Annotated in this window: 18 protein-coding genes and 1 other RNA gene; 16 read left to right on the forward strand and 3 right to left on the reverse strand. The window is 36.7% G+C overall.

The window, feature by feature from the left end; genetic code table 11:
* The first annotated feature begins 13 nt into the window (after positions 1–13).
* The 4 genes from asnS (at position 14) to MOO47_RS07310 (ending at position 3,097) form a co-directional block, all read left to right on the forward strand.
* Positions 14–1,309: an asparagine--tRNA ligase gene (gene asnS, locus MOO47_RS07295; protein ID WP_249512790.1), complete on the forward strand. Its 1,296-nt coding sequence runs from the start codon at positions 14–16 to the stop codon at positions 1,307–1,309.
* A gap of 78 nt (positions 1,310–1,387) precedes the next feature.
* The gene (locus MOO47_RS07300; protein WP_249512791.1) at positions 1,388–2,011 is read left to right on the forward strand and encodes a DnaD domain-containing protein; all 624 of its coding nucleotides are present in this window, start codon (positions 1,388–1,390) and stop codon (positions 2,009–2,011) included.
* A complete protein-coding gene (locus tag MOO47_RS07305) occupies positions 2,011–2,661 on the forward strand; it encodes an endonuclease III domain-containing protein (RefSeq protein WP_249512792.1) in 651 nt (216 codons plus the stop codon). The genes MOO47_RS07300 and MOO47_RS07305 overlap by 1 nt, the downstream gene beginning before the upstream one ends.
* On the forward strand, positions 2,648–3,097 hold the full coding sequence (locus tag MOO47_RS07310; RefSeq protein WP_249512793.1) for a GAF domain-containing protein: 450 nt from the start codon (positions 2,648–2,650) through the stop codon (positions 3,095–3,097). The genes MOO47_RS07305 and MOO47_RS07310 overlap by 14 nt, the downstream gene beginning before the upstream one ends.
* Before the next feature lie 382 nt (positions 3,098–3,479).
* On the opposite strand, the gene MOO47_RS07315 is transcribed toward MOO47_RS07310, so the two are convergent.
* Positions 3,480–5,768 (reverse strand): transglycosylase domain-containing protein, encoded by a 2,289-nt coding sequence (locus MOO47_RS07315; RefSeq protein ID WP_249512794.1) that lies wholly within the window; start codon positions 5,766–5,768, stop codon positions 3,480–3,482.
* Positions 5,768–6,397 (reverse strand): Holliday junction resolvase RecU, encoded by a 630-nt coding sequence (gene recU / locus MOO47_RS07320; protein ID WP_396022037.1) that lies wholly within the window; start codon positions 6,395–6,397, stop codon positions 5,768–5,770. The genes MOO47_RS07315 and recU overlap by 1 nt, the downstream gene beginning before the upstream one ends.
* 43 nt (positions 6,398–6,440) lie before the next feature.
* Here recU and MOO47_RS07325 point away from each other — a divergent pair, with 43 nt between their 5' ends.
* From MOO47_RS07325 to MOO47_RS07340, 4 genes are all read left to right on the forward strand, one after another.
* Entirely contained in the window at positions 6,441–6,995 is a 555-nt protein-coding gene (locus MOO47_RS07325; RefSeq protein ID WP_249512795.1) for an SLOG family protein, read from the forward strand.
* Between the two features lie 75 nt (positions 6,996–7,070).
* Positions 7,071–7,475 carry a cell division regulator GpsB gene (gene gpsB, locus MOO47_RS07330; RefSeq protein WP_249512796.1) on the forward strand — a complete coding sequence of 135 codons (405 nt, stop codon included), beginning with the start codon at positions 7,071–7,073 and terminating at the stop codon, positions 7,473–7,475.
* Between the two features lie 55 nt (positions 7,476–7,530).
* An RNA gene (gene rnpB, locus MOO47_RS07335) (RNase P RNA component class B) lies at positions 7,531–7,893 on the forward strand.
* Between the two features lie 60 nt (positions 7,894–7,953).
* Positions 7,954–9,084, forward strand: a complete 1,131-nt coding sequence (locus tag MOO47_RS07340; protein ID WP_249512797.1) for a THUMP domain-containing class I SAM-dependent RNA methyltransferase — start codon at positions 7,954–7,956, stop codon at positions 9,082–9,084.
* On the opposite strand, the gene MOO47_RS07345 is transcribed toward MOO47_RS07340, so the two are convergent.
* Complete coding sequence (locus MOO47_RS07345; RefSeq protein WP_249512798.1) at positions 9,072–9,995, reverse strand: magnesium transporter CorA family protein; 924 nt, start codon at positions 9,993–9,995, stop codon at positions 9,072–9,074. The genes MOO47_RS07340 and MOO47_RS07345 overlap by 13 nt on opposite strands.
* Before the next feature lie 156 nt (positions 9,996–10,151).
* Between MOO47_RS07345 and MOO47_RS07350 the strand changes: the two genes are divergently transcribed.
* From MOO47_RS07350 to MOO47_RS07385, 8 genes are all read left to right on the forward strand, one after another.
* Positions 10,152–10,523, forward strand: a complete 372-nt coding sequence (locus tag MOO47_RS07350) for an EbsA family protein (protein WP_260523919.1) — start codon at positions 10,152–10,154, stop codon at positions 10,521–10,523.
* Between the two features lie 11 nt (positions 10,524–10,534).
* Positions 10,535–12,199 carry a formate--tetrahydrofolate ligase gene (locus MOO47_RS07355; RefSeq protein WP_249512800.1) on the forward strand — a complete coding sequence of 555 codons (1,665 nt, stop codon included), beginning with the start codon at positions 10,535–10,537 and terminating at the stop codon, positions 12,197–12,199.
* An 11-nt stretch (positions 12,200–12,210) separates the two neighbouring features.
* On the forward strand, positions 12,211–12,672 hold the full coding sequence (gene lspA, locus MOO47_RS07360; RefSeq protein WP_249512801.1) for a signal peptidase II: 462 nt from the start codon (positions 12,211–12,213) through the stop codon (positions 12,670–12,672).
* Positions 12,673–12,681: 9 nt separating this feature from the next.
* Positions 12,682–13,578: an RluA family pseudouridine synthase gene (locus tag MOO47_RS07365; protein ID WP_396022070.1), complete on the forward strand. Its 897-nt coding sequence runs from the start codon at positions 12,682–12,684 to the stop codon at positions 13,576–13,578.
* A 147-nt stretch (positions 13,579–13,725) separates the two neighbouring features.
* Entirely contained in the window at positions 13,726–14,253 is a 528-nt protein-coding gene (gene pyrR, locus MOO47_RS07370) for a bifunctional pyr operon transcriptional regulator/uracil phosphoribosyltransferase PyrR (RefSeq protein ID WP_249512803.1), read from the forward strand.
* A complete protein-coding gene (locus MOO47_RS07375) occupies positions 14,253–15,332 on the forward strand; it encodes a carbamoyl phosphate synthase small subunit (protein WP_249512804.1) in 1,080 nt (359 codons plus the stop codon). The genes pyrR and MOO47_RS07375 overlap by 1 nt, the downstream gene beginning before the upstream one ends.
* Positions 15,329–17,698: an ATP-binding protein gene (locus MOO47_RS07380; RefSeq protein ID WP_249512805.1), complete on the forward strand. Its 2,370-nt coding sequence runs from the start codon at positions 15,329–15,331 to the stop codon at positions 17,696–17,698. Before MOO47_RS07375 ends, MOO47_RS07380 begins: the two co-directional genes overlap by 4 nt.
* A 205-nt stretch (positions 17,699–17,903) precedes the next feature.
* Complete coding sequence (locus MOO47_RS07385) at positions 17,904–24,293, forward strand: mucin-binding protein (protein WP_249512806.1); 6,390 nt, start codon at positions 17,904–17,906, stop codon at positions 24,291–24,293.
* The last annotated feature ends 181 nt before the right edge of the window (positions 24,294–24,474 follow it).

Below are 24,474 nucleotides of genomic sequence, written 5' to 3' on the forward strand. Positions count from 1 at the left end.
AGGAGGAAGATCTGTGCAAACAATTACTATTGCAGATGCCAAAAACCATATTGATGAAGAAGTCAAAATAGGTGTTTGGCTTACTGATAAACGTTCATCTGGTAAAATCGCCTTTTTACAATTACGTGACGGAACGGCTTTTTTTCAAGGAGTGGTTGTAAAAAATGTTGTTAGTCCGGAAACTTTTGAATTAGCTAAGAAATTACGACAAGAAGCTAGTTTTTATGTGACAGGTACTATCCATCAAGACGATCGTTCTCATTTTGGTTACGAAATTGAGATTTCTGACATTGAGTTAATCGGTGATAGTGAAGATTTCCCCATTACACCTAAAGAGCATGGAATTGAATTTTTATTGGATCATCGACATTTATGGCTACGGTCACGGCGTCCATTTGCTATTATGAAAATTAGAAATGAAATTATTGATGCCACTTATCGCTTTTTTAGACAAGAAGGTTTCATCAAAATGGATCCGCCTATCTTAACTGGTACAGCACCAGAAGGGACTACTGAACTGTTTGAAACAGACTATTTCGATAATCCTGCTTATTTATCGCAAAGTGGTCAGCTGTATATGGAAGCTGGTGCTTTGGCATATGGCAAAGTATTTTCTTTTGGTCCAACTTTTCGGGCTGAAAAGTCTAAGACGCGGCGTCATTTAACGGAATTTTGGATGATTGAACCTGAAATGGCTTTTATGCATCAAGAAGAAAGTTTGCAAATTCAAGAACGTTATGTAGCTTATTTAGTGCAAGCAGTTTTAGATAATTGTCGTTATGAATTACAATTGTTGGATCGTGATCCTGCTATTTTAGAGCGCTATACTAAATTGCCATATCCGCGTATTTCTTATGATGAAGCTATTAAAATGTGTCAAGCTGGTGGTTTTGATATTCAATGGGGGGATGATTTTGGTTCACCAGAAGAGACTTATATTTCAGATCAATTTGAACAACCAGTTTTTGTCTTAAATTATCCAAAAACTATCAAGCCATTTTATATGAAAGAAGCGCAAGATCGTGATGATGTCTATATTTGTGCTGATTTATTAGCTCCAGAAGGTTATGGAGAAATTATTGGTGGTTCTGAGCGAGCTATTGATTATGAGCAAATGAAAGCCAAGATGCAATCTCAGGGAATGAATTTAGAAGATTATGATTGGTATTTAGATTTGCGTAAATATGGTTCAGTGCCACATGCTGGTTTTGGCATGGGCTTAGAGCGTGCTATTACGTGGATTTGTCATTTAGATCATTTGCGAGAAGCTATTCCATTTCCACGGATGATTAATCGTTTGCGTCCTTAAAATGTTTTGACTGTTGTTAATGACTGTTAGTCTTAGCGACGGTTTTTTTGTTTTAAAAAAAAAGAAAGAAGAAATAAGATGTCTGCCATACAAGAATTAATCAATGCTGGCAATACAACAATCAATAATTTGCTTCTAGTAAATATTGGACGTTTGAAAATGACTGGTGACGAATTTTTATTGTGGACCAATATTAGGATGTACCAAGAAAAAGGCATACAATTTCCAGCAACCAAAGATCTTGCTGATAATACTGGTTTAACTGCTGATCAAATTTATCAAGTGTTGCAAAGCCTTTTAAATAAGCAATTTATAAAAATAAATTCAGCCGCGGATCAAAAGCAAGTTTACCAAGATTGTTATGACTTAACGCCTTTATATCAGCAATTATTAGGTCAACCCATAGCTAGTCAGGAAACTTTGGCATCTACAAATTCTACCAACCAATTACAAATATTGTTCCAAAAAATTGAAGTAGAATTTGGTCGACCACTTTCGCCAATTGAACGGCAAACTATTCAAGAGTGGCTTACGCAAGATCATTACGATCCAGAATTGATTACTTTGGCTTTGCGGGAAGCAGTTTTGAACCAGGTTTATTCTTTGAAATACATGGATCGTATTTTGTTAAACTGGGAAAAGCATAATATTAAAACAGTAGCACAATTGCAGCAGCAAAAAGATCGCTTTGGTGATTACTAATGTTATTAAATGATGCACAAATTATGCAAGCAATGTTGATGATTATTGATATGTTTCCCGAAGCTCAACCTAGTTTGTTTGCTGATTCTGATTTTCAATATTTAATCGCTGTGATGTTAAGTGCGCAAACAACTGATCGAGCTGTTAATCAAGTGACACCAAAATTATTTGCAGTCTATCCAACACCACAAAAATTAGCACAAGCCACAATAGAACAAGTTGAGCATTTAATTAAATCTTTGGGTCTTTATCATAATAAAGCACGTAATTTAATCAAATGTTCTAATCAGTTATTGACTAATTTTGCAGGACAAGTGCCAGCTACAAAACAGCAATTAGTTACGTTGGCAGGCGTGGGAACTAAAACTGCCAATGTGGTTTTGGGTGATCGCTTTGGTGTGCCATCTTTCGCGGTAGATACACACGTTAGTAAAATTAGTAAACGATTGCATTTTGTGGATGAAAAAGCGACCGTTGAACAAATTGAAAAAAGTGTGACCAAAGCGTTGGATCCTAAATATTGGGTTATTGGACACCATGCGTTGATTGATTTAGGGCGTAAATATAATTTTAAAAATGCCACACAAATTGCGAATTTACCAGTTGTGCGACAATGTGATCAATGGAGTGGTCTAAATGAAAAAAAATGATAATTATGAGCTGTTACTACAGCAAGCACAAAGTTTGTTTTCCGGTGAATATGATTTGATTGCTAATTGTAGCAATTTAGTGGCATTATTATTTTCAGGAATTGAGAAAGTCAGCTATGCTGGCTTTTATCGTTATTCGCAACAGGAATTAGTGCTAGGACCATTTCAAGGTCCGGTGGCATGTATGCATATTTCCTTAGGGACAGGTGTTTGTGGTGTGGCGGCTCAAACACAACAAACGCAAATTGTGCCTAATGTTCATGAATTTGCGGGACATATTGCTTGTGACGCGCAAACTAATTCAGAAATTGTCTTGCCTATTGTGTTTAAAGAAAAATTATGGGGAGTTTTAGACTTAGACAGTCCTGAACTAAACAATTTTGACGAAATTGACGCGAGGTATTTAAAGAAATTTTTGGCAATAACTTTTCATTAGTCGTTAATTTCTATATATCAAAAAAACACAGCTTTGATTAAATCTGTGTTTTTTTTTGAACAAAATAGTCATTTTTTCGCTAATTACTTGTGTTACGTTTAAGTATCTACAGGTACTAAAATGATACGTTTTACTACTGCTAAATCCTTAAGGGTACAAAAACCTCAAATCATAAAATAATCGTCATTATTTTTATTGAAAAGTGATTTTTGTACGTATAGAATCATAAAATATAATGCATAATTAGCTTTCTATAAGAATTATGAATCCATTATCAAGGTCATGATAGCAAAAATCATGTTATAAACCAACTGATTTTGCACAATAAAAAGTCCAACAGAGTACAATTCTCTATTGGACTTTTAATATAAACAAAACTCACTTAATTGCCATTTGCTTGGTTAGGATTGCTACTGGAATTATTTCCATTATTGTTAGCGGGTGGGTTAACAGGCTGTTGGTTAATGTTACCACTGTTATTGTTGTCAGCAGGTTGATTAGTGGCTTGTTGATTATTATTGTTATTTGGTTGTTGACTAGGGGCATTGTTGCCATCCGTAGTTGTAGTATTGTCACTAGTTTCGTTATCACGATCATTAGTATTACTGTGATTACGATTAGTGTTAATTTCTGCATTATCTCGATTAGTAGTAGTACCGCGCTGAATGGTATTATTTTTTGGTAAATTGGCTGGTTGAGTTCCACGAACATATAAAATATTTGTACCAGGGGCTTGCACGACACTATGCGGTCTTTTCCAGTCTGGATTAGACTTGTTAGTCGCTAGATAGCGCATCATATGCTGGTATATTTGACCAGCTATTTCTTGTTGCTTAGCGTTAATGCCTGCTTCAGTAGGATTATCATAACCTGTCCAAATGCCAATTGAATAGTGCTTGGTGAATCCTGCAAATAAAGCATCCTTGGCAGTGCCAGCTAGTCCAGGATTTTTGGCTAATTCAGCATTGCTATAATTAGTTGTTCCTGTTTTGCCGGCTTGATGTAAGCCACTGATATAAGCTTGCGAGCCCATACCATTAGGTTTAACAACATCTTTTAAAATATCGGTGATCATATAAGCAGTGGAAGTTTTCATAACACGATGCGATTTAGTATCATAATTGTGAACCAGACCATCTGTCGTTTGGATTTTAGAGACATATTGTGGCTTATAATAAGTGCCACCGTTGGCAAAACTACTATATGCAGCCGCCATTTGCAACGAAGACACATCACTACCAATACCAGCAGACAAACCTTGTTTTTGAGGCACGTTAATATCTAACTTTTGTGCAAATTTACGTGCTCTATTAAAACCAACGGTTTGCAAGGTTTTAACAGCAGGAATATTACGGGATTGGGCAAGCGCTGAACGCATTGAAATAGCACCTTGATACGTATGATCCCAATTTTGTAACGTTAAATCAGTCCCTGGGTAGGTATATGGGCTATCTTCTAAAGTATGGTTAGTATTCCATTTTAAATACTCTATTGCTGGCGCATAATCTAAAATTGGTTTCATCGTCGATCCGTTACTGCGAGTATTTTGCACGGCGCGATTCAAACCTAGCTGGACATTATCTAACTGACGTCCGCCAATCATAGCGACAACGGCACCATTATTTGGATCCACTACTGAAACGCCAGTTTGTAATTTATTATTAGGAAAGACAACGCTGTTATTATTGTTTACTAAGTTATATAAATATTTTTGGGCATCTAAATCCATATTAACGGTGATTTTTAAATTATCGCGATATGGATCATAGCCTTTCTTTTTAACATCTTGAATTACTTCTTTGATGTAAGGATCAACAATTATTTTGTTTTCACCCACTCCTGAGTTAGGCTTATATGGCTTTAAACCGTCATTAATAGGTGTTGCAATAGCTTGTTGTGCTTGTATTTGGGAAATTTTATGATTGTTTAGCATTGCCTTGATTACCAAATCTCTTCTTGATTTAGCAGCAGTGGGGTTTGCGTAGGGATTATAAGTGTTTGGTGCTTGAGGCATACCTGCCAATAGAGCCATTTGCGATAAATCTAGTTGTTTTAAATTTTTGCCAAAATAGTAATGTGCAGCAGTTTGAAAACCGTAAACACCATTAGCCATGTAAACTTTGTTCATGTAGAATTCTAGAATTTGATCTTTGGAAAAATCGCGTTCTACTTTGGCAGCAAGCCAGACCTCTTGCATTTTTCGTTTCATGGTTTGATCCGATTTTTTAGTAGAAAACACTGATAATTTAATTAATTGCTGGGTCAATGTACTGCCACCTTGCAGGTCACCCCCCCGCAAATTGTTCACAGCCGCCATTAAAATGCGTAATGGATTAACGCCAAAATGTTCTTTATAAAAATGACGATCTTCTGTTGAGACAACCGCGTTGCGCATTTGTTTAGGTACTTTATCAATCGTTACATAGGTACGATTTTGGTTACCTAAGGTAGTTATTTCGTGTCCTTTTTGATCATAAATACTAGAAGAACCGCCACTTTGTAAAACTTCCGAGCTGATATGTGGTGCGCTCATACCAAAGTACAAAAAGATACCGGAAAATCCTAAAATGACTAGTAAAAGGATACTTAATAACCATTTCCAAAAGCGATGTTTAGATTTTTTTTTGCGATTTTTTTCTTGTAGTGCGCGTTGGACACGTGAATCAGACATTATTTATCTCCTTGAATGAGTTGCTCACAAGCTGTTAAATATGGCAAAATAGGGTTGTAACCAGCATGTATTTCGATTGCTTTATTAGTAATAAATTGGAGTGACATAGATTTTTTACCACCTTGTTTAGCACGCTGCCAAAAATTAATTAGGTCGCTAGCAGGCAAGACAAAATATCTTTGTAAAGTTACAAATTTAATAATTACAAAGCAGATGCCCTTTTGGTCTAGACATTGTTGTAAATGTGTAATTTGATGCTCATGAAAATTGCTTAAAGGAATAGAAGTTTTATGTCTGGTTTCCTTAGCTTCAAAATCAATATAATAACCGCGGTAAACGCCGTTATAATCTGTAGTTGAAGCTTGCCTAAAATAAGCTTCTTTGATGACAGCACGACTTCTTTTAGGATAATCTACTTTTACGATTTGAATCGGCGTAGGCTTTTTATAGATAACGCCTAATTGATGATTACGATAGTAATTATTGCTTTCGTTAATTTCTTGTTCTAAAGTCATTCCGCGATCACCAAAAATAATCGGTTCTTTGTTAGTTTTAGCAGTTGTGGAATAACGGGATTGTCCCTTAGGGAAGTTAATGGTCAAAATATGCTCCTCCTGACTTTTAAACATTATATCATGGTAAGCTAAAAAGCGTGGTTTGGAGAAATAGCAAATGGAAACTATTAAGAATCTGTGGGTTACCGGTTATCGTTCCTATGAGTTGAATATTTTTCAAAAAGATGATCTTAAAGAAAAAGTTATTGCAGATTATTTGGAACAAACTCTGATAGAGTACTGTGAGCGTGGCTTACAGTGGGTTTTGACTGGTGGACAACTGGGAATTGATCAATGGGTTGTTCAAGTCGTTAAACGTCCAACTTTACAAGTTTATCAACTGCAGGTAGCCGTAATTTTGCCGTTTTTGAATATGGCACAAAAATGGAATGAAAAAAATCAACAAGTTTTTGAAAAAACTTTACAATTGGCGGATTTTACGACTAATTTGAGTACAACTAATTATACTAGTCCACAACAATTTAAGCAGTGGCAAATGTTTATGTTGACACATACTGCGGGGAGCTTATTAGTCTATGATCCTGAATTTCCTGGAAAATGTCAGCATGAGTATCAAGCGATGCTTAATTATCAACAAAATCATGCTTATCACTTGCAACTATTGACTTTTTATGATTTGCAAGATTTTGCTGATAATCAAACTAAATTTTAATGACTGGTGTTTTAATCGTTTAAGCTAAGCAATATTTTGCTATAATTATAGTAGTTGAATAGGAGTGCTATTAAAATGAAAGAAATTAATTTGGATCCAAAACAAATAGTTGAAAAACAATTTAAGCCTACTATGCGCGGTTATAATGGCAAGGAAGTTGATACTTTCTTAGACCAAATTATTAAGGATTATGAATCATTTGCTGATAATATTTCGGAGTTGAAAGCAGAAAATGAACGTTTAACAGCTGAAATTAAATCGCTAAAAAGTGCACCACGGCAAGTTGAACCAACTCCAGTAGAACAAGTTACGCCTGCACAGTCTGTTAGTACGCCTGATACCAATGAAAGTTCTCTGCCTGGAACCACTAATTATGACATTTTGAAGCGTCTTTCCAATCTAGAAAGACATGTTTTTGGTCAAAGTGTAGATAATAATTATACAACTACGCAAAAATCGGTTCCTAATTCTAATGATTAACTTTAAATACTAATAGTGGTGTTTTGTTATTTAACGGAGTATAATACAAAAGGCAGGTTTTGAGTAATCGCGGTTTGCTGTTGCAAATTGAGGAAAGTCCACGCCGGCATAAGCTGCAATGCTTATAGTGATCGTGTTCAGCCCAATAAGCTGGAGCATCTTTTCAGATGACGGCGACTAAAGCGCTAAGGTTCTTTATGGGACTAAGTGTGAGTAGTCATAAAGTGCCACAGAGACGCATACTTTTGGAAACAAAAGTTTGGAACGGGTAAACCCCGCGAGCAGGAAACCCAAACTTTGGTAGGGGAGTTTCGATAACGAGGAATTAAACTCAAATCGAAGACACTTTTGTGTAGATAGATGATTACTGAAGGTTGAACATAGGCCATTCAACTGGAACAAAACGTGGCTTATAGAAATCTGTTGGGCTAAAAAGACGGACATTGGTCCGTCTTTTTTTAAATTAAGGAGAGTTTTAATGAAATTATTAGCAACAATGGCTAGTGGCTTTGAAGCCGTCACTAAACAAGAATTGCATGACTTAAATTATCAGTCATTGAATGTGGAAAATGGGAAGGTTTATTTTGAAGGTGACTTTAATGATGTTGTGAAAACTAATTTATGGTTGCGTAGTGCTGATCGTATTAAGATTGTTTTAGCTGAATTTAGCGCGGTCACATTTGAGGAATTATTTGAACAGGTCAAGGCAATTGCTTGGGATCAATGGTTGCCTTTGGATGCTAGTTTTCCAGTAAAAGGTCGTAGTGTACGTTCACAGTTACATTCTGAACCAGATGTTCAAGCAATTACTAAAAAGGCCATTGTAGATAAAATGGCAAGTATCTATCATCGACGCGGTCGTTTGCCAGAAACTGGGAATTTATTTCAATTAGAAGTGCGAATTGTCAAAGATCAAGTTGAGATTACTTTAGATACTACTGGAGATTCATTGTTTAAGCGTGGTTATCGCGTAGAACATGGTGGGGCACCCTTAAAAGAAAATTTTGCAGCGGCTTTAGTTTTATTAACCCCTTGGCGCGCTACAGATCCTTTTCATGATCCAACCACCGGATCTGGCACAATTGCGATTGAAGCAGCTTTAATTGGTCGGCATATTGCACCAGGTTTGCAGCGCCATTTTGCTTTTGAAAATTTTGATTGGTTTGATCCAACAAGTTTATCGATTGCTCAAGAAGAAGCCCGAGCTAAAATTTTACCAGCTGGTCAAATGAATATTACGGCTTGTGATATTGATGGCACTATGATAGACGTGGCTAAGATAAACGCCAATAATGCTGGTGTTTTGCACGATATAATTTTTAAGCAATTAGCAGTCAAAGACAATCATCTTAGTGATCAAAATGGTATTTTAGTTGCCAACCCACCGTACGGTAAACGGATGCAGGATGCACAAAAAGTCCATCAGCTGTATCGCCAAATGGGGCAATCCTTTGGTAAATTAACAACCTGGAGTAAGTACTATCTTTCCAGTGATTTGGATTTTGCAAAATATTACGGTCAAAAGCCGACAAAGCGCCGCAAATTATATAATGGTGCCTTGCAAACTGATCTTTTTCAATATTGGGGACACCCAACTTACAAGAAATGACGGCGAATCATGTCTAAAATCAAGATGATGCACAAAATTGCAGTAATTCCAATTGAAAAAATCCATGACCATCCTGAATTGGCTAGTGGCAATTTCATGTTCATACCATAAAAGCCGACAACAATAGTCGGGATAGTTAATATTAAGGAATACACTGTTAAATAACGCATTACATCATTAGTTTCGTTATTTAATATGTTGTTATAAGTTACAGATAATTGTTGGGCAATGTCATTAATTAATTGAAAATTTTTCAAGGCTTGATTGGATTCAATTCGAGCGTTTTCTAGGTGACGTCGTGTACGGTTATCCAAGTTTAGATCATTATCATCACTATCAAAAAAATTGTAAATTTCGTCAACTAAATCGTCATTACCAGAAGTAGAGGTAACTCCAAAAGTAATGTTAGTTTGCAATTGTGCCAGCCGCCCAATAGTTTGTGTACGGTGGCTGCGATGCTGAAATCTCATTTCAATTTTTTCTTGTTCGTTGTAATGTTTCTTAACTTCGTCCAAAAAATTATCTGAAATTGTAGCAATTAAGTCAGCGAAAATTCGAAAAATTAAATTAGTTTTATCCTTGTAAAGAGTTAGAAAATGGTCGATATAGGCCATCACGTCTTCACTATAGCTATTGGTAAAGCAAATCAAATCCTGTTCATTAGCCAGTAAAGTTACTGATTGAATACTATTGGCTAATCCTTGAGCAGCACTAGGTAAGGATAAAACCATCAAATAGCTATGTGTCAAACTGTTATAAGTAACGCGTGGACGCTCAAATTTATCTAAAGCATAATTGATGATTTCGCGGGTAACGCCATATTCGCTCATTAATTGATCTTGTTCGGTAGGAGTAATATTATTCGCATTAATAATCCGCGTATGAAAGCGAGTTTGATAACTTCTAATCATTATTTTTCTCCATTATCGTCTAATTATTTAAGTTTTAATAAACATGATAAAGGCTGTGACAAAGTTTGTCACTTATCCTGAATTGGGATTATTTATGTAATATGGTAAAATAACAGCGTCTAATTTTAGCAAAATGAGGTCAGAATTATCAAAAAAATTCATTATCAATTAGCCAATGCCACCGGCGTAATTATTTGGTGTTGGGTTTTGTTCTGTTTTTTCATTGCCGGTATTATGCAACTAGAAAGTGAAACAATCAATTATTGGGCAATAGCATTATTTGTGATAGCTATTATCCTAGCCAGTTATATTTTGTTGAAGTCGACTTTGACAATTGATGCTGAACAAAAAGTCATAGTCCTTCAAGGAATCCTTCCTTTTAGTGAGCAAAAGATAGACTTGCAGCAAGTGCAAACAATTGATGTTAAGCATTTTTGTTGCAGTATTACATTTAAACATGATAATTATTTAGCTTTACATTTGTTAATTAGTTCAAAAGCAGCACGTTTTTTAGCTGATTTAAAATAGGAGCTGAGGATATGGGAACAGATATTGCTATTGCACAGTCTAATAAAATGTTGCCTATTACACAAATAGGGCAAAAGCTAGGTTTATCCGCGGATGATTTAGAACTTTATGGTAACTATAAGGCCAAATTAAGTACTAATGCCTTAGCTAAAAATGCTTCTAAGCCATTAGGTAAATTAGTTTTAATTACCGCGATGAATCCAACTCCTGCAGGCGAAGGTAAGTCGACAATTATGATTGGATTAGCAGATGCGCTCCAAAAAATTGGTCAAAAATCTATGGTTGCCATGCGTGAACCATCTTTAGGACCAGTGATGGGAATTAAAGGTGGCGCTGCTGGCGGTGGTTATGCGCAAGTAGTACCAATGGAAGATATTAATCTACATTTTACAGGTGATATGCATGCCTTGACGGCTGCTATTAACACTTTGGCAGCTTTGATTGATAGTCATTTGCAACATGGAAATCAACTACAAATAGATCCACGTACAATAACTTGGCAGAGGGCTTTGGACGTTAATGATCGAGCGTTACGCAATACGGTGATTGGCATGGGCGGAGCTACTTCTGGAGTAGTGCGGGAAGAACATTTTCAAATTACCGTAGCTTCAGAAATGATGGCAGTTTTATGTTTAGCAAAAGATCGGTCTGATTTAAAACAACGGATTAGTAACGTTTTGATTGGATATACTTTTAATAAACAGCCTGTTTTTGTGCGTGATTTAAGAGCTCAAGGAGCTTTGACGCTACTATTGAAGGATGCCATTAAACCTAATTTAGTGCAAACACTAGAACATACCCCGGTCTTAATTCACGGGGGACCGTTTGCCAATATTGCTCACGGTTGTAATAGTATTATTGCGACTGATGCGGCATTACATTTGAGCGATTATGTTTTGACTGAAGCCGGTTTTGGGGCTGATTTAGGAGCAGAGAAGTTTTTAGATATTGTGACACCTAAGCTGGCTAAAAAACCAGATGCTAGCGTTTTAGTGGCTACTATTCGTTCCTTAAAATACAATGGTGGACAAACTTTAGATCATACCCAAGAAGAAGATTTAACAGCGTTACGGGCTGGTTTTGCTAACTTGCAACGCCATATCTTGAATTTACAAAAATTTGGTTTGCCAGTTTTAGTAGCTATTAACCAATTTGCCGGCGATACACCTGCGGAAATTGACTTGCTACAAAAATTATGTAGTCAATTAGATGTTAAAGCCTATCCAGTCACCGTTTATCAAGATGGCAGTTTGGGTGCTACTGAACTAGCACAGGCGCTAGTTGATTTGCCTGACACTGCTCAATATCACCGTATGTACAGTGATCAAGAAGATATTTCGACTAAGATTAACAAAGTGGCCCGTGAAATTTATGGTGCAAAAAGTGTAGCTTTCAGCAAAAAAGCTTTGCGACAAATTAAACAAATTGAGCAACAACAGTGGTCTGATTTGCCCATTTGTATTGCTAAGACACAATATTCGTTTAGTGATGATCCAAAATTGTTGGGTGCACCAACTGATTTTGTTTTAAATGTACAAGAGGTTAATGCTAATTTGGGAGCTGGATTTTTAGTTATTTTGACCAATAACGTATTAACTATGCCTGGTTTACCAAGTCAGCCAGCGGCTTTAAAAATGGATATTGCTGCTGATGATACGATCACGGGATTGTTTTAGGTGGTAAATAAATGTCATTATATATAGTTTTATTAGTAGCGGGTATTATTATTGATCAGCTTGTTAAATGGTGGACTGTAGCTCAAGTGATGTTAGGACAAAATATTAGTATAATTCCTAACGTATTAGCAATTGATCATGTTAATAATTATGGTGCAGCTTATAATATTTTGAATAATAAGCGGTGGTTGTTTTATATTATTACGATAATTGCAGTAATTATTTTTAGTTATTTGCTGTTAAAAGGCAAGGAACGACGTCCATTGTTTTTAACTAGTATAACTTTGCTGTTGGCAGGTACGATTGGGAATGCAATTGATCGAGTATTTCGTGGGCATGTTGTGGACATGATTGCGATTAATTTGTTTAATTTACCTTTTTTGAATTTTGTCTGTAATATTGCAGATATTTTAATTACAAGTGGCGTAATTTTATTAATTGTTTATCTACTAAAGGATGAACAAAAAAAGTAGGTGTTTTTTATCGAGTCTTTTTCCTTTGTTAATCAACAGCCGGGCTTGCGATTGGATAAAGCAATCGTAAAACATGAATCTAATTATCCGCGGGCCCAAATCCAAAAATGGATTAAGAATGGTCAAGTAAAAGTGGCAGATGCAATAGTTACTAAAACTGGTTTTAATGTAAAAGTTAATGATCTAGTGATCGTTCAACCAACGGCACCACCTGCTTTAAAGGCTTATCCACAGGATATTCCTTTGGATGTCGTATATGAAGATCATGATGTTTTAGTAGTTAATAAACCGCAAGGTATGGTTGTGCATCCGGCTGCTGGACATCCGGATCAAACACTAGTTAATGCTATTTTGTATCATACTCAAATCCAAAGTAACAATGAATATCGACCGGGTATTGTACATCGCATTGATCAGGATACTTCGGGATTATTAATGATTGCTAAAACTGCTTTAGCACAAGAGTCACTTGGTCGACAATTAAAAGATAAAACGAATTTACGGCGTTATGTGGCTATTGTACATCAGCCTTTTACGGAAAAATCTGGTACAATTGAGGCGCCTATTGGTCGCAATCCACAAAATCGTAAGCAACAAGCTGTTATTGAAAATGGCAGAGCTGCTGTAACTCATTTTAAAGTTTTGCATAATTTTGCCGATTATGCTTTAATTGAGTGCCAATTAGAGACTGGACGGACGCATCAAATTCGCGTCCATCTAAAATATATTGGTCATCCAGTGGCCGGCGATCCACTTTATGGACCACGTAAGACTTTAGCTGGTAAAGGACAGTTTTTGCACGCGCAGACCTTAGGATTTTATCATCCACGGACTAATAAATGGATGGAATTTAGCATTGATCCACCTGCTATTTTTCAACAAAGATTGCAAGAGTTGCAAAGTTAAGTAGATTGACAATTGGGTAATAAATATCTAATCTTAGACTATAAACCTTTAAACTGGTTCTGTGAAACTGACAAGGTCGATTGTCGTACATTGTTGCATTCACTGAAGACTAGTGAATGCTTTTTTATTTAACTGGAGGAGTACAGGATGTGTAAGGAAATTGTTGACGGTAAAACCATGAAACGAACTCTGACACGGATTACTTATGAAATAATTGAAAAAAATAAGGGTAAGCAAGATTTGATTTTAGTTGGTATAAGAACGCGTGGCGCTTATTTGGCTCAGAGAATCCAAACTCGCTTGCGTCAATTAGAAGATTACGAGGTACCAGCTTTTTCACTAGATGTAACTAACTTTCGGGATGATGTGCAAGAAAAAAATGGGCAGCAATTAGAATTTACTGCGGATGATATTAATAATAAAAACGTTGTCTTAGTGGATGATGTTTTATATACAGGCAGAACTATTCGTGCTGCTTTAGATGCAATTATGAGTATTGGTCGTCCAGAAAAAATTTCGCTGGCTGTTTTAGTCGATCGTGGACATCGTGAATTGCCAATTCGTGCCGATTATGTGGGAAAAAATATTCCAACATCACATCAAGAGGTCATTAAGGTAGCAGTAGCAGAAGTAGATGATGGGGATAGCATCAGCATAGTTAATAGTGAGGTCTAATGACAAGATATTTAATTTTAGAAGATGGCACAGTCTTTAAGGGCGATGCTGTCGGAGCAGCAACTACTTCAACTGGGGAGTTAGTAATTACCAACAATATAGGTGGCTTTGAGCATGTCATTACGGATCAAACCTATAATGATCAAATTATTGTGTTTATGAGTCCTATGATCAGTAATCAAAGTTTAAATCGTGACGATTATGAGTCCATCACACCAAGTTGTAAGGGGGCTATTTTTAATAGCGTACCTTATCAACAAATAACATCCACTGCTAGTAACTCAATTGACACTTTTTTGAGAAAACGTCGAATACCTGGGATTACTAATGTTAATGTGCAACGTTTAGCCAGACATATTAAAGAATATGGCGCAATGAAAGCTAGTATTATGGATACGGATGACGAACATGCTATTGATCAAATTCGTGCCTTAGTTATTCCACGTGATCGCGTTAAAACTGTATCCACCAAACAACCTTATCCTAATCCAAATGTTGGTTTCAAAATTGTGGTCATTGATTTAGGATTGAAATTTTCGATTTTACGTCAGTTATCCATTCGTAAATGTGACTCTATCATTTTGCCATATAACACTACAGCTGAAGATATTTTAGAATTAGCTCCTGATGCTGTACTTTATACTAGCGGTCCGGGAAGTCCTTTGGAAATTAGTGATACCATCGAAACTTGTCGACAGATTGAAGGTAAGGTTCCAATTATGGGGATCGGTTTGGGGCATTTGGTAGTTTCTTTAGCTAATGGGGCGCAAGTTAGTCAATTAAGCGTGGGACATCATGGTTCTAACATACCAACTTTAGAAATTGCCACTGAAAATATTGAATTTTCCAATCATAATCATAATTATACGGTAGAACTGACAAAACAAGCGCGGACTAATTTTTTTATTACCTACCGTTGCGTAGTTGATAATTCGATTGAAGGCCTGCGTCATCGTTTTGATCCAACAATGACTGTACAGTTTCAACCAGAATCAGCACCTGGTACACATGATGCATTGTATATTTTTGATGAATTTATTGAAATGATCAATTCATTTTGGCAAGGTAAACAACTATGACAAAAACAATTTTAATAACTGGCACGATTACAGGCTTAATTACTAATGAAAAATTAGAACAAGAGAAAGCTTTATCAGTAGCAGTAGATTCTTTTATTAATGAGGGCTATGAAGTCTTATTATTAACAGAAAATCGTGAATCGTTATTTGATTTGCATAAAGAACATTTTCAAGTTATTTTTGCGGAATTTTCAGTATCTACTTTGCTGGCATTGGATAAGACTTATGATATTGATTTGATTTTTCCTGCTTTCAGTAGCCTTAATACTTTGAATGTTTTTCGAAACTTGCTGAGAAATGAAGAGTTTTTGGCAAGTAAGACGCATTTATTGAATTTCAATATGCAAAATTTGGATCTAAGCCTAAGCAAACGTTCCTTAAATCATTATTTGGCAAATTTTGGTTTCCGCTTAATTGAACATCAAAATGTGCATAATTTAGAAGAAGCACAACTTTTTGCAAAAGATCACAATTTTCCGATTGTTATTCGTGCTAATGATGTCGAACAAAGGATGTATTGGAATACAATTGATAATTTAGCACAGTTGCAAGACTTTTTTGTTGCGGCAGTCGAAATGAAAGAAGATAGTTTTGAGGTGGAGCGCGGAATTAAATCTTTTAAAGAAATCACTTTGGCTACTGTGCGCGATAAATTTGATAATAAGGCCTTAATTTATTCATCAGAAGATATGGATCCAATTGGCATTCACTCCAATGATTCTACTAGTATTTCGCCAATATTTTCGCTAAGTAATCATTTATTGCAGCGTTTGCGCGATGCTGTTTTGAAGTTAACTTCATTGTTGCAAACCGTTGGTATATGTACTTTTCATTTAGCAGTAGATGAAGTGACTAATGCTTTTTATGTTTTGGAAATATCGCCAATTTTCCAAAGTAAAATTTTACCGATTATTGAAAATAGTGGTTATCCATTATTAGAAGTAATTTGCCAGGTTAGTATTGGTAAACAGTTGCAAAATATTACTACTTTGTCAGGTGATCAAATTAATGCCGCTTTAGAATTGACGCCCAATCATTTAACGGCGCGTGTACCGGTTTGGCAAACACACAATAAAAAAGATTTAAATATTAATTTAGGTCCGCATCAATCTTCAACTGGTGCCATTGTTGTAAATGGCAATAATTTAGAAACTGTTGCAATGAAAGGATTTAAAGCGTTAGATTTAGTAAAAGACATCTTTTTGGAACATCCACTACACGCTTTGAGTGATGAACAATTAGAAGCAGAACTTTTTAGTAACAAAATTTCACGTATTTTGGTGATCTGTGAATCGTTGGATCGCGGTTTTGATTTAAGTGCCATTCGCAGTTTTACGCATTATAATTTGACTTATTTAGAGGCGATAGCGCATTTGTTAACTTTGGCTCGGGAATTGGCAATAAATAAAGGTGATTTACAGTTATTTACACAAAGTAAAATTTATGGCTTTACCAATTATTTGATTGCAAAGTTATGGAAGATTACGGTTCCACAAACAGAACAAATTACAGCCCAGTTAGAGAATAATACTGTACAATTAACTACACCAGCTTCTTTTGGTCTTACGGAGTCTGGACAAGTTAAAAGCTATTATACAGCTTTTTTGAATGATCAATTGACGACAAAAAAATATCAAATATTAGTCGATAATTACCAAAATGCTGATGTTATTTCGAACTATGAAATGGTGATGTTGGCACATAATTTATTGCATTCTTTTCGCAAATATGGTTATAGTGTGGCTGCTCGTGGTAATTTATTGAGCAAAATTGATTCGAAAACTACAATTGATTTTTATACTGATTCTCCCGCACTGCACTCTCACTTATATCAAAAGCATAATATAACTAATGTAAGTATTAATACTGCCGAGAATAATAAGAATTATCCAATCAGTATTTTGAATATTGGCAGTTATTTGCGTGAATTGCCTGCTAACGAAGTGTATGAAATAGTTTTTATTCAAGATACTGATCAGAAAATTTGGCTATCAGTGCCTATTCAAACTACTTTTAAAGCTTTAGGTTCTAAAAAGATAGAAATTAATTCGCTTCCTGTTTTGGCGACTGCTACTCTTAATAAAGTGGTGAACAATTATTTAAAAGAGCAACTACTTAAACTTCAGTATGGAACCATTGTGACTGATGGAAAAAAAGTTCTACATTTATTACCCGGTTTTTCAACTAATGTCGGTTTAGTTAGTCAAATTAATACGGATTTTATTACGACATTATGCCATGTCATGATTGGTGTTGATGCGCAAAATCCTAGGCAAGAAAGTAATTATTTTGGTCGAAAAGTAACAATTTTGCATCAAAATAATGGTATTTACAATAATCGCGTTAATTATTTTTCGCTAGATTAGATTTATGATTCCAACGATCTTTTTACAAGGTTGTTGGTATTTTTTTGTCTAAAAATTTAAGATAACAGTCTTTTGATGTAGCATACACAATCGACAACTAATATTTTTGTGTGTTTTTATAAGCAAATTATTTTTATTTTTTTTGTAAGCGCTATATTATGGCTTTGGATTTGGTAAATGTGTCACTTATAAATGGAGGGATAGTATGACAAAGTATCAACAAGAACAAAAAGTTCACTATAAAATGTATAAAGCAAAAAAGCACTGGGTTTTCGCGGCAATTACAACATCAACTATTTTCTTCTTTGGTGCTAATTTAAATAACATTACGACACGGGCAGCGACCTTAACTGATGGGGCGTCGGAGGATAGCAATCAAGCGACTTTGAATAATGATGATATATCGCCGACTAATACCGTAACTACCAAACAGGCGCCTGTTGCTAATGTTAACAATTCGCAAATGACTACTAGTCAATCAGCAGCAACGGCAGATTTCACAGCCGCAAATACGCCACAAAATAATGTTGCTGTCGATCCTGCTACATCTAAAACGACTAATTATTCTGCTAGTACTAGTTCTATCAACCAAACTGATACGACGTCTACCAATAATCAAACTAATTCGAGCCCAGCCTCGACAAATTTCACAAAGAATAGTTTAGGGCGTGATAACAGATATACTCCGTCAATCAAGCAAGTTTCATACAAAGATGTATTGCGTGAATCTGGTCTTGATGAAAATGGCATGGCTAATGTAACCAAAGATAATTTTTTAGATTATTTTGATTACAATGGTAGTGGCACTTACGATCCCAACACTGGCTTATTTACGTTTACACCAGACGATCGTTCACACGTTGGTAGTTTTAGTTTAAAAAATAAAATTGATTTAAGTCATGACTTTTCGTTGAATGGTCAAGTTCGTTTAGGTAGTAAACCTAGTTACTATGGTGGCGCTGATGGTGTTAGTTTTGCCTTGCATACAGGCAATACGAATGATATCGGAGCTTTTGGTGGTAACTTAGGAATTGGTGGTTTACAAAATGCACAAGGTTTCAAACTTGATACCTTCCCGAATGATGCCCAAAAACCAGATCCCACCAATAGTGATAATGAATTTGGTTGGGATGCTGATCCAGTGCCTCAAGGTTATTATGCATATGGTGGTTTTGTGACAACCGATTTTCGACCAGCTGTGGAAGGAACTGACGGGAATACTTATCCACGTTGGTGGGCTACAGTTGATAAAGATTCAGTGCAAGGCTTAGATTATACGGACATGGATAATCAGTTGCACGATTTTACAGTGACTTATACGGCAAGTACGCGCGAATTAAAAGTGACTTTTAAGCAATATAGTGGCCAGACTTTGACTTGGACTAAAACAATTCCAGATACTGATATGTATAAATCAGTTTCACTGATGATGGCAGCTTCGACTGGTTGGAATACGAATTTACAAGAGTTCAAGATTAATCAATTCCAATTCACGCCAGCACCCTTTGTGAATTTACAATATGTGGATTTAAATGGCAATCCGATTGGTGATGGAACTGTAGAACAAAAGGTGACTATCAGTAACGACGGAACAACATATAGTGCACAAAACCCACCCGAAATTTCTGGTTATGAATTTGTGAAAGTAGATGAGTCACAGGGCATCCCTGCAAGTGGTGACTTGGATGATGATACCAATGGTAAAACGGTTACCTATGTTTATAAACCAGTAGCTAAAAGTGGGACCCACATTATCACGTATGATGATAATTTAGTAGCGGGAGCCACGATTCCAGATACTGATGTCACAGTTCCAGATGAAGCAGCATCAGATCAGTTGCGTGTTACTGTGAAACGGACGATTCACTATGTCGATGGATCAACAGGTAAAAAAATTGCTGATGATAAACCGCAAACGGTTGATTATTATTTAGTTGCTGTAGTCAATGATGACGGCACATTTTTAGGTTATGATACCGATGGTGATGGAAAAGTTGATCAAACAGATCGTGATGCAGCGTTAACAGACATTGGGGCACAAGGTGATACAACCAATACTAATATTAAGAATTTTGCAGAAGTAACATCACCTAGTATTGATGGTTACAATGCGCCAGATAAGGCAACAGTTGATGCGGCTCCTGCGCAGATAAAAGATGATGATTCCAGTGATGTGACGGTTTATTATAGCAAAGCTAATCAAACAGAGTCAGGCTATGGAGTTGTAACAGGCGGTGATAATAATAATGCTTTGCCTGATGGAGTGAACGAAGATGATTTGGTAGATACAGTAACGCGGACCATTCATTATCAAGATCAAGCTCAACCAGGGATTGCAATCAGTCCAGATGTTGTTCAAAGGGTTGATTACAATTTGACGGGAATTATCGATAAAACAGATGGTAATAAATTAATCGGTTATGATACTGACAATGATGGTATCCCAGATGTTTTGATTAGTGATTATTCTAGTGTCCAAGATGCTAAAGATGCTGCGGTGACAAAAGTTGCTCAAAATTTCCAACAGCAAGAGTCGCCCAGTGTTTATGGTTATTCGACGCCTGATCATCCGTATGTTAACAGTTCCAGTGCTGTTCCAGGTGCTAGTGATGTGACAGTTTATTATGCTAAGTTACCAGTTTTGAGCAATGATGTAGTACAAATTGGTGCTGATGCAGGAATTAAAGAAGGTTATACAATTGATCCACGGGACCCTGATGGTGTCACTTGGCCAGAAGAGGCTTATGCCACTAATTTAAAGAGTGAAACGACCCGGACTATTAATTATGTGGATGCTGATAATACTGATCAAGTAGTTGCCAAACCTATCGTTCAGACCATTGATTATCAAGTGCAAGCGCAATTTACTTTGCAAGAAACTGATGGGAAAGTAACGGGCATTACTTTTGACGGTTATGTCAAACCTGATGGTTCCACAACTAAAGACAAAGATGAAGCTATTCAAGCTAATTATCCGCAAGATTTAACAGCTTCTGAAGTTATTTCACCTAATTTAAGTGCGCAAGATTATGGTGATCCAGATATTTCGACGGTGGAAGCTACTGATATTCCTTATGGTAGCCAAAATCAAACGGTTACTGTCAAATATACTAAAAATAAGATGATCTCAGTTACGGATAATCCTGATGCTGATCCAATTACTGGTAAGACACCTGTATCAGAGAACAGTGAAGTAACGATGCCTGAAGAGGCTTGGCAGATTAATTCTACAGGTAATGTTCAGCGGACGATTAATTATGTAACATCGGATGGCTCTACTCTCCCTAATGATGAAAATGGTAATAAAGTTGAGTCGGTCATTCAAACAGTGCCATATAGTTTGACGGCCATTGTCAATGAAAAGACTGGCGATTTTGTTGGTTACGATACTGATGGTGATGGTTGGGCTGATACTAAAGATAAAAAAGCGGCAGTGGAAGCTTATTTAAAGGATAATAATAGAACATTTTATGTTCAAGACTCTCCTGTGGTTCCGGGATATACGGCTGATTTGACAACGGTGCCAGTAGTAGATGCTGAACTAAATACTCCGGATGTGAAAGTTAAGTATACACCTAATAAGACCGTAACGGTTTCGGGTGAGGGTCATCAAACAGGCGATCCGATTGATGGTAGTGAGGCTACTTTACCTGCCGAAGCTGCCAGTGATGCATTGGATGGCTCAGTTGATCGGACCATTAGTTATCAATTTTCGGATGGTACACAAGCAGTGAATAATGGAGTTGCGGTTTCATCAGTACCGCAAAGTGTTGAGTATCATTTGAAGGGCATTGTTGATCAAACGACGGGTGATTTCTTAGGTTATGATACGAACGGTGATGACAAAGTAGATACAACTGATAAAACTACGGCGATTCAGGCGGCTTTGAAAAATACGCAATTTCCTAGTCAAGATTCACCGACCATTGCTGGCTATACTGCTAGTCAGGATAAGGTACCGGCTAGTCAAGAAGACAAAGATGTAATCGTTTATTATACGCATGATGATGTAGTAGCAGTAGATGGAAACGATTTAAATACTGACCAAACGACTATCGATGATGGGAATGGCGGAACAATTGATTTATCTGCTGATGCTCAATTTGATGCATTAAACGGTAAAGTTCAACAAACCATTAGTTATGTAGCTGATGATGGCTCACTGCCTGATGCCAATGCTGCTAAGTCTGATGTTCAAACACATCCGTATCATTTGGTCGCCATTGTTGATGCTAATGGTACTTTCTTGGGCTATGATACCGACGGTGATAAAACCGTGGATACTAAAGACAAGAATGAAGCCATCGATGCTTATTTCAAGCAAAATTCAGAATCATATTCCTCAATCAAGTCGCCAAAGCAATTAGGTTATACACCAAATCAAAAAGCAGTTGAAGGTAATCAAGTCGATCATGAGTCGCCGACAGTGACTGTAACTTATACTAAAGATGGTACGATACCGATTTCTGGTGGGGCTGCTCATACAGCAGATGATCCGATTGAACCTGGTAGTGACATTAAGACACCTGAAAAAGCAACGAAAGATGCTTTGACGGGTAATGCAACGCGAACCATCACTTATATAATCAGTGATGGTAAGACAAGCGCTCCTCAAAAGGTTGTTCAAACGGTGCCATATAGTTTGACCGCAATTGTGGATGAAACCAATGGTGATTTCTTAGGTTATGATACTGATGGCGATGGCGCTGTTGATACGCAAGATAAAGACACTGCTATTAACGCAGTGATTAGTAAGAAAAAATTTGTAGCAGTGAAATCACCGACAGTGCCAAATTATAGTCCAGATCAAGTATCGGTTGCTGAAACAGGAGCAACTTTTAATGCTGATCCTGTAACTGTCACTTATACACCACAGGCCACCAAGCCCTTTACTGCTAGCGATGGCAAGCAACAAAATAGTTTGATTGACGATAATAATGATGGTAGTCCTAAAGTGCCAGCACCAGCTTGGTCGACTAATTTAAAGGGTGAAGTGAAAGAAGTTGTTAATTATGTTACGCCTAATGGTGTGCAAACTCCCGATCCTGCTAACCAAACAATTGAGTATAATTTGACAGCCATTGTGAATACTGAAACAGGTGAATTCTTAGGTTATGATACAAATAGTGATGGGACAGTTGACACTGATAATCGACAAGAGGCGATTAGAGCATCTTTGGGTAATAATCAATTTTCAAGTGTTACATCACCGACAATAGATGGTTATGCTCCTGATAAGAATACAGTTGAGGATATGGATCCAACAATTAATGGCAGTGATAATACGTTAACAATTACTGTCACTTATACACCAAACAGCACTGACGGAGGGAGCGGTGACACGACGCCACCAACGCCAACACCAAATCCTACTCCTAATCCAACACCAGATTTATCATTAGTTCCTGTTCACAGTCAAGATGGAAAAACAATCACAGCACCTGATGGAACAACGATTACTTTGCCTGAAGATGCACAACCACAAGCTTTAAAACAAACTTATACTAGAACCATCAAATATCAATATGGCGATGGTACTCAAGTTAAACCTGATGAAGTGCAAACTGTGACTTATGATTTGATTGCAATGGTTAATCCAAATACGGGTGAGTTAGTTGGTTATAATACTGATGGTACTGGTCAAAATGTTAATATTCGTATTGGTAATTTCAGTAGTCCGTTTGCTGCTAAAATGGCTGCTATTCAAGATTATTTCGCTAAGAATAATTTGCAGTGGGATAAAGCTTCAGCGCCAGTTGTGGCAGGTTTTATACCCGATCAAGAGGTATCTGCCAATACTAATCCAACCGGTGATGACGCGGTAACGGTCACCTATACACGTGGTGATAACGGAATTGTAGAAGTTCAACCAAGTGATAACGTGAAGCCCGGCCAATCTATTGACAGCAGTAACCCAAGTGTTGTTTGGCCAATGGGTGTTTCGCAAGCAGATTTACAAAAAACAGTTATAAGAATTATTAAGTATCAAGATCAAGCTGGTAACACCTTGAGTGCGCCAACCGTGCAACAAGTTGTTTATCAAATTCAGGCAATTGTGAATAAAACAACAGGTGCATTGTTGGGTTATGATACAAATGGTGATGGTCAAGTTGATGCTACTGATTTGGCAAGTGCATTTGCCAAAATCAATCAAACTCAAAGCTTTGCCGCACAAAGAATACCTGATTTAAGCGCACAAGGTTATTATCCGGTCGATACCAAAGAGGTTGCTAGTGCGGTGGCAGATGCCAATGATCCAGATGTGATTACGATTGTTAACTATGCAAGAACGCAATCGAGTGATAGTTCTAATGCCGGCTTGATGCCTAGTGCTTCAAATAATAGTGGTGCCAATGGCGATGGTTCCGAAATAACAGGATCTGGTTCGATGGGATCAACGAATCAACTAAAATTTGATCCAAATGCTAAAGTTGCTGATCCAGCATTGAATAGTTCGAATCAGAAATTACCGCAAATGTCAGATAATCAACAACAAGATCGTGCAACTGCTTTGATCGGTGTTGGTTTGTTGAGTAGTTTGCTCGGTATGATCGGTTTGGATCGCAAAAAGAGAAAAGATGAAAGAGGGGAATAATTAAGCAATTATCTTGGATTTTAACGGCACTCGACCAATATTATTATTGGTTGAGTGCTTTTTTTGAGCAGTTTTATAGATTGTCCAAGCAACTAATGTTGAATCAGCTGGTAAATTAGTTGGTAAGAGAGCATTAACTTTTTTGTATCTATAAGCAATAATTAAAGAATCTATGTTGATA

This window comes from Bombilactobacillus thymidiniphilus (assembly GCF_023380245.1).
GTDB lineage: Bacteria > Bacillota > Bacilli > Lactobacillales > Lactobacillaceae > Bombilactobacillus > Bombilactobacillus thymidiniphilus.

Excerpts from the sequence above, each read along its gene's own strand:
- MOO47_RS07385 (WP_249512806.1), top strand. The coding sequence starts at position 17,904 with ATGACAAAGTATCAACAAGAACAAAAAGTTCACTATAAAATGTATAAA.
- MOO47_RS07340 (WP_249512797.1), top strand. The coding sequence starts at position 7,954 with ATGAAATTATTAGCAACAATGGCTAGTGGCTTTGAAGCCGTCACTAAA.
- lspA (WP_249512801.1), top strand. The coding sequence starts at position 12,211 with ATGTCATTATATATAGTTTTATTAGTAGCGGGTATTATTATTGATCAG.
- pyrR (WP_249512803.1), top strand. The coding sequence starts at position 13,726 with ATGTGTAAGGAAATTGTTGACGGTAAAACCATGAAACGAACTCTGACA.
- MOO47_RS07325 (WP_249512795.1), top strand. The coding sequence starts at position 6,441 with ATGGAAACTATTAAGAATCTGTGGGTTACCGGTTATCGTTCCTATGAG.
- MOO47_RS07380 (WP_249512805.1), top strand. The coding sequence starts at position 15,329 with ATGACAAAAACAATTTTAATAACTGGCACGATTACAGGCTTAATTACT.
- MOO47_RS07315 (WP_249512794.1), bottom strand. The coding sequence starts at position 5,768 with ATGTCTGATTCACGTGTCCAACGCGCACTACAAGAAAAAAATCGCAAA.
- MOO47_RS07355 (WP_249512800.1), top strand. The coding sequence starts at position 10,535 with ATGGGAACAGATATTGCTATTGCACAGTCTAATAAAATGTTGCCTATT.
- MOO47_RS07345 (WP_249512798.1), bottom strand. The coding sequence starts at position 9,995 with ATGATTAGAAGTTATCAAACTCGCTTTCATACGCGGATTATTAATGCG.
- MOO47_RS07300 (WP_249512791.1), top strand. The coding sequence starts at position 1,388 with ATGTCTGCCATACAAGAATTAATCAATGCTGGCAATACAACAATCAAT.
- recU (WP_396022037.1), bottom strand. The coding sequence starts at position 6,397 with ATGTTTAAAAGTCAGGAGGAGCATATTTTGACCATTAACTTCCCTAAG.
- MOO47_RS07305 (WP_249512792.1), top strand. The coding sequence starts at position 2,011 with ATGTTATTAAATGATGCACAAATTATGCAAGCAATGTTGATGATTATT.
- gpsB (WP_249512796.1), top strand. The coding sequence starts at position 7,071 with ATGAAAGAAATTAATTTGGATCCAAAACAAATAGTTGAAAAACAATTT.
- MOO47_RS07310 (WP_249512793.1), top strand. The coding sequence starts at position 2,648 with ATGAAAAAAAATGATAATTATGAGCTGTTACTACAGCAAGCACAAAGT.
- MOO47_RS07375 (WP_249512804.1), top strand. The coding sequence starts at position 14,253 with ATGACAAGATATTTAATTTTAGAAGATGGCACAGTCTTTAAGGGCGAT.